Origin of the sequence: Polaromonas sp., assembly GCF_012927455.1 — a bacterium.
Lineage (GTDB): Bacteria > Pseudomonadota > Gammaproteobacteria > Burkholderiales > Burkholderiaceae_C > Polaromonas.
Map to the genome: position 1 here is coordinate 44,755 of NZ_JABBPE010000003.1, position 16,541 is coordinate 61,295.

A 16,541-nucleotide genomic window follows, 5' to 3' on the forward strand; every position below is an offset into this window, starting at 1 on the left:
GCTGACTGCGCCCGTAAAACATGGGCTAGAGGCTCTTTTTAATCAGAATTTGTACTCAATCAAGTGACGCCCTGACCGGTGTCCCTGAACCGGTGCAGTTCCGGCGCAGTTCCGGTGCAGTTCATTCCCTCATTGAACGGAAGGCGCAGAACAGGTCATCAGCCGGTTCAGCAACGAGCCGCCGGGCCACTGCCCGCGTTTGACCGCACCGAATCTGACGGGCTGGCTGGCTGGCTGGCTTTGTCCGTCCGTTCACACCCAAGCCGCAGCTGCTTTGGAGATGGCGCGCCTGGCGCTTAACGCAAAACTACTTAAGGGTCTTACCCGGTAGCACGGCCCTGCCCCCGTAGCTACGATTGGCATAGCGTTTCACGGCGGTTAGCCTGCGCTTGTAGCGGTGCCCAGCCCGACTCCGTGAATTCAATCCCATCACTTGCCGGAGAGTAATTTGTCAGTGGAGTTCATTCTCGAAACACGCGGGCTCACCAAGGAATTCAAGGGCTTTGTGGCCGTCAACAAGGTAGACCTGAAAGTGCAGCGCGGCCACATCCATGCGCTGATCGGCCCCAACGGCGCCGGCAAAACCACTTTCTTCAACTTGCTGACCAAATTTCTCACCCCTACCCAAGGCACCATCGTTTTCAACGGCATCGACATCACCCATGAAAAGCCGGCGCAAACCGCGCGCCGCGGCATCGTCCGCTCGTTTCAGATTTCGGCAGTTTTCCCGCACATGACCGTGCTCGAGAACGTGCGTGCAGCGCTGCAGCGCGACCTCGGCACCTCGTTTCATTTCTGGAAGGCCGAAGACACACTGTTTCACCTGCACGAGCGAGCCAGAGCCTTGCTGGCCGAGGTCGACCTGAGCCACTTTGCCGATGAGCTGACCGTCAACCTGCCCTACGGCCGCAAGCGCGCGCTGGAGCTGGCCACCACGCTGGCACTCGAGCCCGAGCTAATGCTGCTGGACGAGCCCACGCAGGGCATGGGTCACGAAGACGTGGCGCGCGTGACCCAACTCATCAAAAAGGTCTCCGTGGGGCGCACCATCCTGATGGTGGAACACAACATGAGTGTGGTCTCTTCGATAGCCGACCGCATCACCGTGCTGCAGCGCGGCGCCATCATTGCCGATGGGCCGTATGCCGAAGTGTCGAAAAACCCGCTGGTCGTCGAAGCCTATATGGGTACGACCGATGCCGCCTTGCAGGGAGCCCACTGATGCATAGCGCCCTTACGCTTTTCACTTCATGCAATACGCCGCCCTCCATTGAAGCCTCGCATGACTAAAGAACTGCTCCGCATCGAAGACCTGCACGCCTGGTATGGCGAATCGCACATCCTGCATGGCGTGAACCTCTCGGTGAACGAGGGAGAAGTCGTGACCCTGCTGGGCCGCAATGGCGCGGGTCGCACCACCACACTGCGCGCCATTGTTGGCATGACGGGTGCCCGCAAGGGCTCGATTCGCATCAATGGCGAAGAAGCCCTGAAACTGGCACCGCACAAAGTGGCGCGGTTGGGCGTCGGCTACTGCCCGGAAGAACGCGGCATTTTCGCCAGCCTGTCGGCCGAGGAAAACCTGATGCTGCCGCCGACGATTGGCCCGGACGGCATGAGTCTGGCCGAAATTTACGCGATGTTTCCCAACCTGAAGGAGCGTGCCAGCAGCCCTGGCACCCGCCTGTCGGGCGGCGAGCAGCAGATGCTGGCGGTGGCGCGCATCTTGCGCACTGGCGCCCGCCTGCTGCTGCTCGATGAAATCTCTGAAGGCCTAGCGCCTGTCATTGTGCAAAAGCTGGCCGAGATGATCCTAAACTTGAAGGCCAAAGGCTACACCATCGTGCTGGTCGAGCAGAACTTCCGCTTTGCCGCGCCGCTAGCCGACCGTTTCTACGTCATGGAACACGGCCAAATCGTCAAGCAATTTGCACAGACCGAGCTGCAGCAAAACATGGGCATGCTGCAGGAATACTTGGGGGTCTAGGCGGTTTACGCTGCCTGCCCCGTTTTTTTTACGCTAACTCAGCGTAATCCCGCCTAACCTCAACTCATCGATTTAACAGGAGAACTCCATGAAACTGAAAGCACTTGTCGCCGCCCTGGCCATTGGTTTGGGCGCAACCGCTTACGCGCAGAACACCGGCCCGGTCAAAATCGGCTTCATCACCGACATGTCCAGCCTGTACGCCGATATCGACGGGCCGGCTGGCGGCGAAATGATCAGGTGGGCAGCGCAGGACTTTGGCGGCAAGGTGCTGAATCGCCCCATCGAAGTGTTGACCGCCGACCACCAGAACAAGGCCGACGTGGCCAGTTCCAAGGCGCGCGAGTGGATGGACAAAGACGGGCTGAGCATGCTGATAGGCGGCACCAGTTCGGGCACGGCGCTGGCCATGTCCAAAATCGCGGCCGAAAAGAAGCGCCCCTTCATCTCCATAGGCGCGGGCTCTGCCCGCCTGACCAATGAAGACTGCACGCCTTACACCGTGCATTACGCCTATGACACCGTGGCGCTGGCCAAAGTGGCCGGCTCGGCCCTGGTCAAGGCTGGCAACAAGAACTGGTTCTTCCTGACAGCCGACTACGCATTTGGCTATTCGCTGGAGGGCGACGCTTCCACCGTGGTCAAGGCCAACGGCGGCACCGTGGCGGGCGCCGTGCGGCACCCCCTCAATGCCTCTGACTTTTCATCGTTCCTGTTGCAGGCGCAATCTTCCAAGGCGCAGATCCTCGGTCTGGCCAACGCCGGCGGTGACTTCACCAACGCGATGAAGGCGGCCAAGGAATTCGGCATCACCAAGACCATGAAAGTGGCGGGCTTGCTGGTGTTCATCAACGACGTGCACAGCCTGGGCCTAGCCAATACTGAGGGCCTGCAACTGGCCGACAGCTGGTACTGGAACCAGGACGACGCCTCCCGCAAGTTTGCCAAGCGCTTTTTTGACAAGTACAAGCGCATGCCTTCAAGCCTGCAAGCGGCTGATTACTCTGCCGCCACCAACTACCTGAAGGCCGTGCAAACCGCCGGCACGACTGATGCCGACAAGGTGATGAGCACACTCAAGAGCATGAAGATTGACGACTTCTACAACAAGGGCCAGATCCGCGCCGATGGCCGCATGATTCACGACATGTACCTGTTCGAAGTAAAGAGCGCCAAGGAGTCCAGCACGCCATGGGATTACTACAAAACCGTGGCCAAGGTTCCGGGTGAACAGGCCTTCACGACGGCTGCCGAGTCCAAGTGTTCGCTAATGAAGAAATAAGCCGATCCCCGGTGGCTGTGCGCGCTTGCATGCGGCCACTTCTTTCGCTTATTCTCTTTTCATCTCCTCACGACGTGCACTGACGGGTCCTCATGGAAATTTTCGGCATTCCCCTTCAAGCGTTTTTGGGCCAGCTTTTGCTCGGTCTGGTCAATGGCGCGTTTTACGCCCTGCTCAGCCTGGGGCTGGCGGTTATTTTTGGGCTGCTCGGCATCGTCAACTTTGCGCACGGTGCGCTGTACATGCTGGGCGCGTTTGCCGCCTGGATCATGCTTGACCAGTTCGGTATCAACTACTGGGCCGCGCTGTTTCTGGCCCCGCTGGTCGTAGGCGTCCTCGGCATGGTGATCGAGCGCCTGTTCCTCAAACATCTGTACAAGCTTGACCCGCTGTACGGGTTGCTGCTGACCTTTGGCCTGGCGCTGATCGCTGAAGGCCTTTTCCGCGAGATGTATGGCGTGTCGGGCCAGAACTACAACGTGCCCGAACTGCTGTCCGGCGCGACCAATCTCGGTTTCATGATACTGCCCAACTACCGCGCCTGGGTGGTCCTGGTGTCGCTGGTGGTTTGCCTGGGCACCTGGTTTCTTATTGAGCGCACGCGGCTGGGCGCCTATCTGCGCGCCGGTACCGAGAACGCGCCGCTGGTGCAGGCGTTTGGCGTCAACGTTCCCATAATGGTGATGTGCACTTATGGCGCGGGCGCCGCACTGGCCGCGCTGGCCGGCGTGCTGGCCGCGCCCATCATCCAGGTCAACCCGCTGATGGGCTCCAACCTGATCATCGTGGTGTTTGCCGTGGTAGTCATAGGCGGCATGGGCTCGATTCTGGGCTCCATCGTGACCGGCCTGGGGCTGGGTTTGATCGAGGGCATGACCCGCGTTTTTTACCCGGAGGCGTCCAATATCGTGGTGTTTGTCATCATGGTCCTGGTGCTGATGGTCAGGCCGGCAGGCCTGTTTGGCAAGGAGGCATGAGCCATGACTGAAGCTGTGAACCCTACCACCTCCACCTCCGCGCCGTTGAAGCCGCCCGCGAACCCTGCGAGCAGATTCAAACAGATCACTCGCATCACCTATCTGGCGTTGCTGGCGCTGGCGCTACTGGCACCCATGATTGGCCTGTACCCGGTGTTTGTCATGAAGCTGCTGTGCTTCGCGCTGTTTGCGTGCGCCTTTAATTTGTTGCTGGGCTTTACCGGTTTGCTGTCGTTTGGCCACGCCGCCTTCTTCGGCTCGGCCGCCTACGTGACCGGCTGGTTTGTCAAATCACAAAACTGGACGCCCGAGATGGCCGTGCTGGCTGGCGCCGTGGCGGCCGGGCTGATTGGTCTAGTGGTGGGTCTGGTCGCCATCCGGCGTCAGGGCATTTACTTTGCCATGATCACGCTGGCGATTGCGCAAATGGTGTATTTTGTCTGCCTGCAGGCATCTTTTACCGGCGGCGAGGACGGCTTGCAGGGGGTGCCGCGCGGCCAGCTACTGGGCCTGTTCTCGCTCGAATCCGACACCGCGATGTATTACTTTGTCGTGGCGGTTTTTGTACTGTGCTTTCTGTTCATCGCGCGCATCGTCAATTCACCGTTTGGCCAGGTGCTCAAGATGATCCGCGAGAACGAGCCGCGCGCCATCTCGCTGGGCTACCAGGTCGACCGCTACAAGTTGCTGGCTTTCATGCTGTCGGCTGCGCTGGCCGGGCTGGCGGGCTCGCTCAAGACGCTGGTTATGGGTTTTGCCACACTGTCCGATGTGCACTGGTCCATGTCGGGCGAGGTAATTTTGATGACGTTGCTGGGCGGCGTGGGCACCTTCTTCGGCCCGGTCTTCGGCGCAGGCGTGGTGATCTCGCTGCAAAACCTGCTGGCCGACAAAGTCGGTTCCTGGGTCACAGTGATCATTGGCGCCATCTTCGTGATCTGCGTGCTGGCCTTCCGCAAAGGTGTGGTCGGCGAACTGCAGGCGTTCATGGAACGCCGGCGCAATGCTGCTTTGAAGGCCAAGCCGGCCAATTAAGCCGCCTCCAATGAAACGCTTCGGAGCCCCATTTCTGACCGTCAGCCGCCAGCCAATCAAGCCAGCGCCGGCCCGCACCGCCTGGCGCATGAAAAACCTGCACCCGCGCGACAAAATCTGACGCAAACCGCGGTGCAGCACCATGGCACTATTCGCACTATTCGCACTATTCGCCCAGTTTCCCCCGGCTTCAAGCTGCAGAGGCACCATGAACCTCGCCTCCCTGCGTATCGCCATCAGCGCTTGGCGCCTGCGCTTCCATCAGCGTCAACCCGCCTGGCGTGTATGGCCGCGTGAACAGGGGCGAGCCCGTTCCCCAAGCCGCATGGGTCAACGCCCGCCCGGCGGTAATTACGCAAACGCCTGTGGCTGTGCAGCGCCAGCCCATCGACCTCTATGCGCTGCCGGCACACTCCAAGCAACTGGTCGCGTTGTAGCGGCCGTTACAACGCCTGCGCCCAGCCCGTCGTCTTTGGGACCGTTGGGTACGCAACCGCCATGCGCAGGCGCTCTGCGGAAATAATCGCGACCGTGATGGCTACGGCGTGCGCAGCTCGCGGGGCGGTCAGCCTAACAACCCCAACCGGCGTTGACTGACACCGACCGTTGGGACAGCAAGACGGTGATTTGCTATAAATTTAATAGCTGCTCGCGCAAGCAGCGCTTGCGTCAGGGGACTAAAATGCTTAAAAATTACTTAAAACGGCAGTTTTTGATTCCGGTAGTCCACCAGACACCCTGTATCAGCCGGCACCAGCCCGCCGAGCACCGCCAGCAAATCATCAGCGGCGTCTTGCGCCGGCCGCACCTTCAAACCCGTTTTGGCAAAGGGCTGGCTTAACGCCGTATCTACCGTACCCGGATGCAGCGCCACGCAAATGCTTTGCCGGTTGCGGCGCGTCAACTCAATCGATGCGGTTTTGACCAGCTGGTTCAACGCCGCCTTGGACGCCCGATAACCGTACCAGCCACCCAGTGCGTTGTCGCCAATGCTGCCGACCCTGGCCGATACAAACCCCGCCACGCAGCGACCCTGCCGGGGCAACAGCGGCAGGAAATGCTTCATCACCAGCGCCGGGCCCAAAGTGTTGATGGCGAACACGTGGGTCAGGTAGGCCGCGTCCAGATTAGCCCAGCTGCGTTCAGGCTGGCCGGGCTCACCATGAAGAAAACCGGTGGCAACCACCAGCAGGCGAAGCTCAAGACTCGCCTGCCTGCACACCGCTGCCACCGCCTGCGCTGCGGCAGCGATGCTGCTTTCATCCAGGTAGTCGATGCGCAACTCCGCATGGCGCCCCAAACCCAGCACGCGGGCGTAGCTGCCCTGCTGCAATCGGGCCAGCAAGGCAGCGCCCAGCCCGCCACCCGCGCCTATCACTGCGGCCAGGCCGGCAGACGCGATGGCAGCGGGCGTCCCGGTCATCTCAAGCCTCGTCCATGAAACGCACTTTGACGCTTTTCCCCTTGACCTTGCCGCTGGAGAGCTTTTGCTGCGCCTCATTGGCAATCGCGCGATCCACTGCGACATAGGTGGAAAACTCGTTGACGTTGATCTTGCCGACCTGCTCGCGCGTGAAACCGGCCTCGCCGGTGAGAGCACCCAGCACATCACCGGCGCGGATTTTCTCCTTGCGGCCGCCGACAATTTGCAGCGTGACCATGGGCGGCAGCAAGGGCTCGTTGCTGGCCGGCGTCAGATCGCCCAGCTTGTGCCATTCGGACTCGGCTTTTTGCAGCTGCTCGATTTTTCCGACCGAGCCCATCTCGTCCATGCTGGCCAGGCTGATCGCCCAGCCTTCTTCGTCGGCACGGCCGGTGCGGCCAATGCGGTGAATGTGGACTTCGGCATCGGGCGTGACATCGACATTGATGACCATCTCAAGCTGCGAAATATCGAGCCCGCGCGCCGCCACATCGGTGGCCACCAGCACCGAGCAGCTGCGATTGGAAAACTGCACCAGTACCTGGTCGCGCTCGCGCTGCTCCAGCTCACCGAACAGCGCCAGCGCACTGAAGCCCTGGCTTTTGAGCAGCGCCACCAGCGCGCGGCATTGCGACTTGGTGTTGCAAAAAGCCAGTGTGCTGGCGGGCCGGTAGTGGCGCAGCACTTGCGCCACGGCATTGAGGCGCGCCTCGTCATGGTCGCTATCGGGCACCTGGTACCAGCGCTGGCGGATTTTGCTTTTTTCGTGCTGCGCCTGCACCGCGATGGTTTGCGGCTGCTTCATGAACTGCTGGCTGATTTTGGCGATACCTTCCGGGTAGGTCGCCGAAAACAGCAGGGTTTGCCGTTCTTTAGGGCACTGTTTGGCCACCGTCGCAATGTCGTCATAGAAGCCCATGTCGAGCATGCGGTCGGCCTCATCCAGCACCAGCGTGTTCATGGCCTCCAGATTGAGGTTGCCGCGCCCCAAGTGGTCCATGATGCGGCCCGGCGTGCCGACCACAATGTGCGCGCCGTTCTCCAGGCTAGCCGTCTGGTTGCGCAACGGAACACCGCCGCACAGCACCACCACCTTGACGTTTTCTTCAGCCCGCGCCAGGCGGCGGATCTCGGTCGCGACTTGATCGGCCAGTTCACGCGTCGGGCACAGCACCAGGGCCTGCACGGCAAAACGCCGAACGTTGAGCTTGGCCAGCAGCGCCAGCGCAAACGCCGCCGTCTTGCCGCTGCCGGTCTTGGCCTGGGCAATCAGGTCTTTGCCGAGCAGCGCCACCGGCAGGCTGGCAGCCTGAATCGGCGTCATCTGCAGGTACCCGAGCTGCTGCAGATTGGCCAGCACGTGGGCCGGTAGCGAGAGGGCGCTGAAGTCAGTAGGAGAAGTAGTCATATACCCCGATTATCGTGACTCGCGCCTTGCCCGCAGTGCAGCAGGGCTGGCAAGCAACATACCGGTAGGCCGTGGACGGTCCCGCTGGCTTGAACTTTTTGGCCGCTTTTGATGATTCAGCACCCCATGCAACTTGGATTAACTCAAGCGACGGCAAGGCACTTGGCGTGTTGGACCAGTTGTTTTCAGACACAGTTCAAACAACGCTTTCGCCAGGCGTTTTCCGGGCATTTGCCTTGTTGACTCACCTTGGCGATCGTTCATGCTGACCGGCCTGGCCGTGGCAGGCGACTTTGCTCTGGCAACGCAGTGACGGCCGTGGTCCTCGTCGTTTGCGCCAGCCGGGGTTTTAGTACGGATGCATTTCACCACCGATGTGCTGGCCGGCATGGCTGGCGGTCTGCATCGGCGCGGTTTTCTGGTACCGTACCGCCGGCATGGGTGGGCAGGCACCCCGGCCTGAAACCTGCCTCTGGCCATAGGTCGCCTGGCGAGATCGGCGTATCCCGGACCCAAAAACGATGCCCCGGCGACCTCGCGCGCAAAGCGCGATTCCGGCGAGCAGGTTATTATATATTGCGTGCAATTTAATTTTTCTCAATATATAACGGCGCCCCAAACTCATGATGCCGTTCTCTGCTTTTTTAACCTGACAACGAAAGCGAACCCTCCATGTCCAAAAACAACGTCACTGCCAACGCAGGTCAATCGCGTCGCCATCTGCTTGTTGGCAGCCTTGCCGTGGCAGCCAGTGCAGGCGCGGCGGCTGCAACCCATGCCGGCAACGCTGCCCCCATGAAAGCTGACCACACAGCAGCCCGCCGCACCAACATGATCACCACCAAAGACGGCACCCAAATTTCTTACAAAGACTGGGGCTCCGGCCCGAACACCGTGGTCTTCAGCCATGGCTGGCCTTTAAGCGCTGACGCCTGGGAAGACCAGATGATGTATCTGGCCTCCAACGGCTACCGCTGCATTGCGCATGACCGGCGCGGACACGGCCGTTCCAGCCAGCCCTGGGAAGGTAACAACTACGACACCTTTGCGGCCGACCTCGACACCCTGGTGACGACACTGGACCTCAAAAACGCAACCTTCATCGGTCACTCCATGGGCGGCGGTGAAGTCGCTCGCTACCTTGGCAAGTTCGGCAGCGCGCGCGCTTCCAAAGCGGTGCTGATCGCTGCGGTGACGCCGCTGATGCTCAAGACCGACAACAACCCCGAAGGCACACCCATGAGTGCTTTTGACGGCATCCGCGCCGGCCTGCAGGCTGACCGCGCGCAGTTCTACAAGGATCTGACCACCCCGTTTTTCGGCTTCAACCGCACCGGCATCAAGGACTCGCAAGGCCGCCGCGACACCTTCACCGCGCTCGGCATGCAGTCCAGCCTGCGCAGCTCGTACGAGTGCGTCAAGCAGTTTTCAGAAACCGACTTCACGCAAGACCTGAAAAAAATGACGCTGCCGACGCTGGTCATCCACGGAGATGACGACCAGATCGTGCCTATCGCCCCGTCCGCCATTGCGGCATCAAAGATTCTGAAAAATGCCCGTCTTGAAGTTTACAAAGGCGGCTCGCACGCGATTCCGCAAATGAACAAGGACAAGCTCAATACGGACTTGCTGGCGTTCCTTAAGCAGGTCTGAGCAGCGACGGGCGGCGGCTTTACGGGAGCAACAGTCAAATAGGCGCCAGGTTTTTGATGCATTGAGCCGCCCATCTGCCGGTATGCTGGCATGCGCGGGGACATGACCCCACCGGCGAGCGGTTGCTGCCCGGTGGTAAGGTCAGTACGCCCCTTCGCGTAAACAGGAAAAACCTATATGCAGACTTTCGACTTCGATCTTTTTGTTATCGGCGGCGGTAGTGGCGGTGTGCGCGCCGCCCGCATGGCGGCCCAGCGCGGCGCCCGTGTTGGCTTGGCTGAAGTGGCCAAGATGGGCGGCACCTGTGTCAATTTGGGCTGCATCCCGAAAAAGCTCTACAGCTACGCGGCGCACTTTGCCGAAAGCTTTGAAGAATCGCACGGCTTTGGCTGGGTTGGCGAGGCGCCCAGGCTGAACTGGGAAACCCTCAAATCCAATCGCGCCCGCGAGATTTCGCGGCTCAACGGCATTTATCTGCAGCTACTCCAAGGCTCGGGCGTACACATTCTTGAAGGCTGGGCCACGCTGGTCGATGCGCACACGGTAGCGGTAGCCGGCCAGCACTACACGGCTAAGTCGATCCTGATTGCCACCGGCGGCAAACCCAGCATTCCCGCCGTGGCGGGCTGCGAGCATGTCATCACGTCCAACGAGATGTTTGACTTGTCGCCCTTCCCGCAGCGCCTGCTGGTGGTGGGCGGCGGCTACATCGCCTGCGAGTTTGCCTCGATCTTCAACGGGCTTGGCAGCCAGGTCACGCAACTCTACCGCGGCCATCAGGTGCTGCGCGGCTTTGATGAGGAAGTTCGCGCCTTCATTGCCAGTGAAATGGTCAAGACCGGCATCACCCTGCACCTCAATACCGACGTGGCCGCCATAGCGCGCTCCGGCAAGGACCTGCAGGTGCGGCTGGTCGATGGCAGCCACATCAGCGTCGATGCGGTGCTGTACGCCACCGGCCGGGTTCCGCTGGTCGAGGGTTTGGGCCTGGAAACAGCGGGCGTCAAGCAAAACGCGCTCGGGGCGATTCAAGTGAACGAGCAGTACCAGACCTCGGTGCCGTCTATCTACGCGCTGGGCGATGTGACCGCGCGCATCCAGCTCACGCCGGTGGCGCTGGGCGAAGCCATGGTGGTAGTCGATCAGCTGTTTGGCCCGCAAGCAGGCCAAAAACCGCGCAGCATGAGCTACGAGTTCATTCCCACGGCGGTGTTTACCCATCCGAATATCGGCACGGTCGGCTATTCCGAGGCGGATGCGTGCGAAAAATTCGGCAAAATCCGCGTTTACCGCAGCGACTTCAAAGCGCTCAAGCACACGCTGAGCGGCAGCACCGAGCGCACGCTGATGAAGCTGCTGGTTGAAGACGCCACCGACCGCGTGGTCGGCCTGCACATGGTCGGGCCGGACGCCGGCGAGATCGTGCAGGGTTTTGCCGTGGCCATGAAGGCCGGAGCCACCAAGGAAATCTTCGACAGCACCATTGGCATACACCCCACCGTGGCTGAAGAATTTGTGACGATGCGCGAGCCCGTCAACGCCGGTGCCGGGTTGCCGACCGTGACGACACGCATTGACAGCCCTTGATGACCCAGCTCAGCATCACCGTAGCGCCCGCCTCCATCCAAAAAGCTAAAGCCCCCCATGCCCTACCTGTCGCCCTTCATCGCCCCCACCCGCTACAACGATCCGGCAGCGGCGCTGGCGCAGGTCCGCGCCATTTACGACCAGCAGATTGCCCATCTGCGCAGCGCCATGCAACGCTACGTCGCTGGCGAAACGCTGCCCGGCCATGTGCGGGCCTGTTACCCCTTCGTGCGCCTGCACACCGAGACCGTGGCGCGCGCCATTCTTGAAACGCCTGACATCTCACAACTCAGCTACGGCTTTGTGGCCGGCCCCGGCCGCTATGAAACCACGCTGACGCGGCCCGATCTGTACGGCCACTACTACCTGGAACAATTCCGGCTGCTACTGCAAAACCACAACGTTGAACTTGAAGTCGGCACCAGCACCCAACCCATCCCGGTCCACTTTTCATTCGCCGAGAACGATCACATCGAAGGCGCCATGAGCGCTGAACGCCACATGCTGATGCGCGACCTGTTTGACTTGCCTGATTTGGCCGCGATGGACGACGGCATTGCCAATGGCACATATGAACCACGCCCGGGCGAGCCACAACCGCTGTCGCTGTTCACGGCGGCGCGGGTCGACTACTCGCTGCAGCGGCTACGCCACTACACCGGCACCTCACCCGACTGGTTCCAGAATTTTGTGCTGTTCACTAATTACCAGTTTTATATTGACGAGTTCGTTCGCCTTGGCCACGAAACCATGGCGGACCCGAACAGCGAATACATCGCGTTTATCGAGCCCGGCAACCTGGTGACCCGGCGCGTCGGCTTGCCTGCTCGGGCCGGCGACGAACTGGGCGTGGCACCGCCCCGCCTGCCGCAAATGCCGGCGTATCACCTGCTGCGCGCGGACCGCAGTGGCATCACCATGGTTAACATCGGCGTCGGGCCGGCCAATGCCAAAAACATCACCGACCACATCGCGGTGCTGCGCCCCCACGCCTGGATCATGCTGGGCCACTGCGCCGGCCTGCGCAACAGCCAGCAGCTTGGTGACTATGTGCTGGCGCACGGCTATGTGCGCGAAGACCATGTACTCGACGAAGACCTGCCACTGTGGGTGCCGATTCCGGCGCTCGCTGAAATCCAGCAAGCACTCGAGCAAGCCGTGCAGGACGTGACACACGCCGAAGGGCTGGACCTCAAGCGCATCATGCGCACCGGCACCGTCGCATCCACCGACAACCGCAACTGGGAACTGTTGCCCAGCAACCAGGTGCAACGGCGCTTCAGCCAGAGCCGCGCCATTGCACTGGACATGGAGAGCGCCACCATTGCCGCCAACGGCTTTCGCTTTCGCGTGCCTTACGGTACCCTGCTGTGCGTCAGCGACAAGCCACTGCACGGCGAGATCAAGCTGCCGGGTATGGCTAACCACTTTTACCGCGAACGCGTTGACCAGCATCTGCGCATCGGCATACGCGCCGTAGAACTGCTGCGCCCGCCAGGCAGCAGCCAGCTGCACAGTCGCAAGCTGCGCAGCTTTTCGGAAGTGGCTTTTCAGTAAACATCCCTGACACTTTTTTTGCCGCTGCAGCGACCCAGATTCAGGGGTGGAAGATAAATCCATGTTTTTGTTCCGCCAGATAGTCCAGTTCGGGCTCTTGTTGATGGGTTCGGGTTTCTTATTTCAGCCGTCTATTGCCGACAGCGGCGATAAGGCGGTAGTACGCATTGGCGTGTTGGCCTATAGAGGTCCAGAGGCCGTACAGGAGGACTGGTCTGCTCTCAGAAACTGGCTTGACGCCGCTCTTCCGGACCGCCGTTTTATTCTGCTTGATTTCGATCAGTCCGGCCTGACGCGTGCAGTGCATGACCAAGCCATTGACTTCGTCATCACCAGCAGCGGTCACTATGTCGCCCTCGAAGACAGCGAAGGCGCCAGCCGCATTGCCACCATCGATTCGCCCTGGGCTGTGTCACCGCGGAAATCGATTGGATCGACCATCGTGGTTCGTCGCGACGCACCGCTCCAGACGCTGGCCGATCTGGCCGGCAAGCATGTCATGGCGGTCGGACCGGATGCCTTCGGCGGTTACCAGATTGCCGCCGGTGAACTGCTGTGGGCAGGTGTCGATCCCGAGCGCGATCTGGGCCGCCTGCAGTTCACGGGTTTTCCGATTCAGAAAATCGTCCATGCGGTTCGCGCCGGCCAGGCCGATGCCGGCATCATTCGATCCTGCCTGCTGGAGCAGATGATCCGAAGCGGCGAAATCGGCAAAGAAGAATTGCGCGTGCTGGCGCCCATCGCCACTCCAGGCATGAAGTGCCAAACATCATCAAAGCTTTATCCCGACTGGCCCTTCGTCACCTTGCATCAGACCCCGGCGGATTTATCCAAACGTGTCGCCATGGCTTTGCTGGCGATGCCCAACAGCGCCGAGGGCTATAGCTGGACAGTGCCCAGTGATTACAAGGTGGTCGATGACTTGTTTCGGGAACTCAAAATCGGCCCCCATCGCTATCTGCGCGAATGGACTTTCGAGTGGCTCTTGCGGCGCTACTGGGGCTGGCTACTGCTGGCTCTGGCCCTGCTGGTGGTCTGGGCCGTCTACACCGTGCGGGTCGAACAGTTGGCAAGCCAGCATAGCCGCGCACTGCGCGCCGCACAGGAAGATCAGCGCCGCATGGCCGAGGAGGCACGCCTGCGCCAGGCCACGCTGGACCATACCGCGCGACTGGCCATTCTTGGTGAAATGGCCAGCGCGATTGCGCACGAATTGAACCAGCCGCTGGCGGCGATCGGCAACTTCGCCCAAGGCATGGCTAGGCGCATTGGCGCAGGACGACTGGAGCCGGAGGTATTGCTGGAAGGAACCGGTGAAATCGTCACGCAAAGCGAACGGGCTGCCAGCATCATTCGCAACATCCGCGCTTTTGCCCAAAAAAGACCGCCTGAACGGAAGTCGCTCGACTTCAGCGCAGTCGTGGGTGAGACCATCGCCCTGTTCAGCGGTGCCCATCCGCAAGCGCGCCTGAGCTGGCAGCCCGCCGCCACACAGACACCAGCCATCGTGATGGCCGACGCCTTGCAGCTTCAGCAGGTCATGATGAATCTGCTGAAAAACGCACTTGATGCGCAGCAGACTGCCGGTCATGCCCAGGCGCCCATCAAGCTGCAATTGCGAACCGATGACGGCGCCTGCCTGGTCACCGTCAGCGACGCCGGCTGCGGTCTTGCGCCCGAACAGTTTGCGCGCCTGTTCGAACCTTTTTTCACCACCAAACCCGATGGCCTGGGCCTGGGTTTGTCGCTGAGCAAAGGCATCATCGAATCGTTTGGGGGAACGCTGTCGGCCAGGCCCAATGATGGCCAGGCCGGGCTGACGGTTTGCATCAGCCTGCCACTGCAAGCGTTATCCTGCACTGCCGCTTAAAGTTTGACAGCTAAAAAATCTCTTAATGAAAACACTTTTCTCTGACTTCCAACCTACTCACTTTTGGGCTCAAGGCACCGCTTACCCCGTGCGGTTTGCAGCATGACAGCTCAGCCTATAAACGCACGCGATGCCATGCTTTTTGTCGTTGACGACGATGCGGCCATGCGCCGCTCGCTGGCCTACCTGTTTGATTCAGCAGGCTGGCGCGTCGCGTCTTTCGAGTCGGCGCATGACTTTCTTGACCGCTACGACGGACATGTGCCGGGGTGCCTGGTGCTTGACGTGCGCATGCCGCTGATGAGCGGGCTGGAACTGCAGCAAGCGCTCAAGAATCGTGCTATCAGCTTGCCCATCATCTTTCTGACCGGCCACGGCGATCTGGCGATGGCGGTACAGGCGATGAAAACAGGCGCCTGCGACTTCCTCGAAAAACCCTGCAAGGACCAGGTGTTGCTCGATGCGGTGACACGCGCGGTGCAGCGCAACATCAGGGACTGCGAGGCAAACACCCAATGTCACACGGCCCAGGCGGCACTAGCTGCCCTAACGACACGCGAGCGCGAGGTGGCGGAACTGCTGGCGCTTGGCAAACCCAACAAGATTATTGCCCGCGAACTTGGAATCAGCGAAAAAACGGTCCAGGTGCATCGCCACAACACCATGGAAAAACTCGGCATCCATTCGGCAGCGGAAATCACCCGTTTGCTGATGGCATCAAAGACGGCGCCAGCCGATTCACATCAGGAACCGCCCGGTCAAGCTGCATAGCCTTATCGAGGCTGCGTGCGCAAGCGATTCAATTTACTCGCCAGCGAAGCAGCCGATAGCTCGCCCAGGTGGGTATCCACCAGCCTTCCGCCGGCGTCATAGAACAAGGTGGTTGGCAAGGACCCGGAGCCGACCTCGCGGCCAATGCCGGAAGAAGCATCGAGCAAGACATTGGCAAGGTCGAGCCGATCGGCGGCCAGATACTTCTGCGCGGTGGCTGCGGCTTCACCCTGATTGATAAACACAAAACTCACCCCGGTTTCCCGCTTTTGCGCGGCAGCGAGCACCGGCATTTCGCGCCGGCACGGCGGGCACCAGGTGGCCCAGAGGTTGACGACCATCGGCTTCCCGGCAGCCAGCACGGCAAGCTGGGTTGGCGCACCGGCCAGCGTCGTCAACGCCTGTTGGGGCAGCGCCGGTTGTTGCGTCAGACTTTGCCCCACGAACATCGCGCCGCCCCAGACCAGCGTGCCGGCCACCAGTCCCGAGGCCAGCGGCTTACGCAGTGCGGGCCGGCGCCAGCCACGCCAGAGAGCCAGCAGCAGCGCCGCGCCGATTCCGGCCCAGGGTGTGAAACCGCCATCCCGGATATCGAGCATGGACCAGGGCGCGCTGCGGTAAGTGTCGAACCAGATGACGATGAAAGCCAGGCGCGCCACCAGCGCAGCGGCAATCACCATGTCACTCAAGGTATTGCCCAAGCCCGTCGGCTGGCCGCGCCCGGCCAGCTTGCCCACCCATGCCGCCACCAAGAATGCCAGCGCCATCAGCAGCAAGTTAACCGACACCGCCAGCGGGCCCAGATTCACGGTCAGCATATTCCGACTCCTGACAACAGCATGGCAACTGCCGGCAGTCGCTGCACGGTCTGTCCATGCGCCACCCAATCGGCTATCGCACCGGGCAGCAAGTTCTTATTGATTCGCATAGTGGCTTCCTGTTGGCTTGCAAAATTGGCTCCAGAGTAACCTGCCATGCGCAAAAGCCCAGG

At 60.9% G+C, this 16,541-nt stretch carries 13 protein-coding genes; 10 read left to right on the forward strand and 3 right to left on the reverse strand.

The features are described 5' to 3' along the window. The first annotated feature begins 448 nt into the window (after positions 1-448). The 5 genes from HHJ18_RS04580 (at position 449) to HHJ18_RS04600 (ending at position 5,281) form a co-directional block, all read left to right on the forward strand. Positions 449-1,222, forward strand: a complete 774-nt coding sequence (locus HHJ18_RS04580; RefSeq protein WP_296912018.1) for an ABC transporter ATP-binding protein — start codon at positions 449-451, stop codon at positions 1,220-1,222. A gap of 60 nt (positions 1,223-1,282) precedes the next feature. Then, positions 1,283-1,987 (forward strand): ABC transporter ATP-binding protein, encoded by a 705-nt coding sequence (locus HHJ18_RS04585; protein ID WP_296912020.1) that lies wholly within the window; start codon positions 1,283-1,285, stop codon positions 1,985-1,987. Positions 1,988-2,075: 88 nt separating this feature from the next. Further along, a complete protein-coding gene (locus tag HHJ18_RS04590; protein WP_296912023.1) occupies positions 2,076-3,269 on the forward strand; it encodes an ABC transporter substrate-binding protein in 1,194 nt (397 codons plus the stop codon). Positions 3,270-3,361: 92 nt separating this feature from the next. Further along, entirely contained in the window at positions 3,362-4,246 is an 885-nt protein-coding gene (locus tag HHJ18_RS04595; protein WP_296912025.1) for a branched-chain amino acid ABC transporter permease, read from the forward strand. Between the two features lie 135 nt (positions 4,247-4,381). Next, positions 4,382-5,281, forward strand: a complete 900-nt coding sequence (locus HHJ18_RS04600) for a branched-chain amino acid ABC transporter permease (protein ID WP_296912260.1) — start codon at positions 4,382-4,384, stop codon at positions 5,279-5,281. 697 nt (positions 5,282-5,978) lie between these two features. Here the strand turns inward: HHJ18_RS04600 and HHJ18_RS04605 are convergent. Beyond that, positions 5,979-6,704: an SDR family NAD(P)-dependent oxidoreductase gene (locus HHJ18_RS04605; protein WP_296912026.1), complete on the reverse strand. Its 726-nt coding sequence runs from the start codon at positions 6,702-6,704 to the stop codon at positions 5,979-5,981. Position 6,705: 1 nt separating this feature from the next. Next, positions 6,706-8,112 carry an ATP-dependent RNA helicase DbpA gene (dbpA, locus tag HHJ18_RS04610; protein ID WP_296912028.1) on the reverse strand — a complete coding sequence of 469 codons (1,407 nt, stop codon included), beginning with the start codon at positions 8,110-8,112 and terminating at the stop codon, positions 6,706-6,708. 672 nt (positions 8,113-8,784) lie between these two features. On the opposite strand from dbpA, the gene HHJ18_RS04615 reads away from it, so the two are divergent. From HHJ18_RS04615 to HHJ18_RS04635, 5 genes are all read left to right on the forward strand, one after another. Next, positions 8,785-9,765 carry an alpha/beta hydrolase gene (locus tag HHJ18_RS04615; RefSeq protein WP_296912030.1) on the forward strand — a complete coding sequence of 327 codons (981 nt, stop codon included), beginning with the start codon at positions 8,785-8,787 and terminating at the stop codon, positions 9,763-9,765. Between the two features lie 177 nt (positions 9,766-9,942). Continuing rightward, complete coding sequence (gene gorA, locus HHJ18_RS04620) at positions 9,943-11,352, forward strand: glutathione-disulfide reductase (RefSeq protein WP_296912032.1); 1,410 nt, start codon at positions 9,943-9,945, stop codon at positions 11,350-11,352. A gap of 57 nt (positions 11,353-11,409) precedes the next feature. Next, the gene (locus HHJ18_RS04625; protein ID WP_296912034.1) at positions 11,410-12,909 is read left to right on the forward strand and encodes an AMP nucleosidase; all 1,500 of its coding nucleotides are present in this window, start codon (positions 11,410-11,412) and stop codon (positions 12,907-12,909) included. Between the two features lie 61 nt (positions 12,910-12,970). Continuing rightward, entirely contained in the window at positions 12,971-14,779 is a 1,809-nt protein-coding gene (locus HHJ18_RS04630; RefSeq protein WP_296912036.1) for a sensor histidine kinase, read from the forward strand. A gap of 135 nt (positions 14,780-14,914) precedes the next feature. Beyond that, positions 14,915-15,550 (forward strand): response regulator, encoded by a 636-nt coding sequence (locus HHJ18_RS04635; RefSeq protein ID WP_296912039.1) that lies wholly within the window; start codon positions 14,915-14,917, stop codon positions 15,548-15,550. 2 nt (positions 15,551-15,552) lie between these two features. Here the strand turns inward: HHJ18_RS04635 and HHJ18_RS04640 are convergent, their stop codons facing one another. Then, positions 15,553-16,368: a TlpA disulfide reductase family protein gene (locus HHJ18_RS04640; protein ID WP_296912040.1), complete on the reverse strand. Its 816-nt coding sequence runs from the start codon at positions 16,366-16,368 to the stop codon at positions 15,553-15,555. Positions 16,369-16,541: the final 173 nt, after the last annotated feature.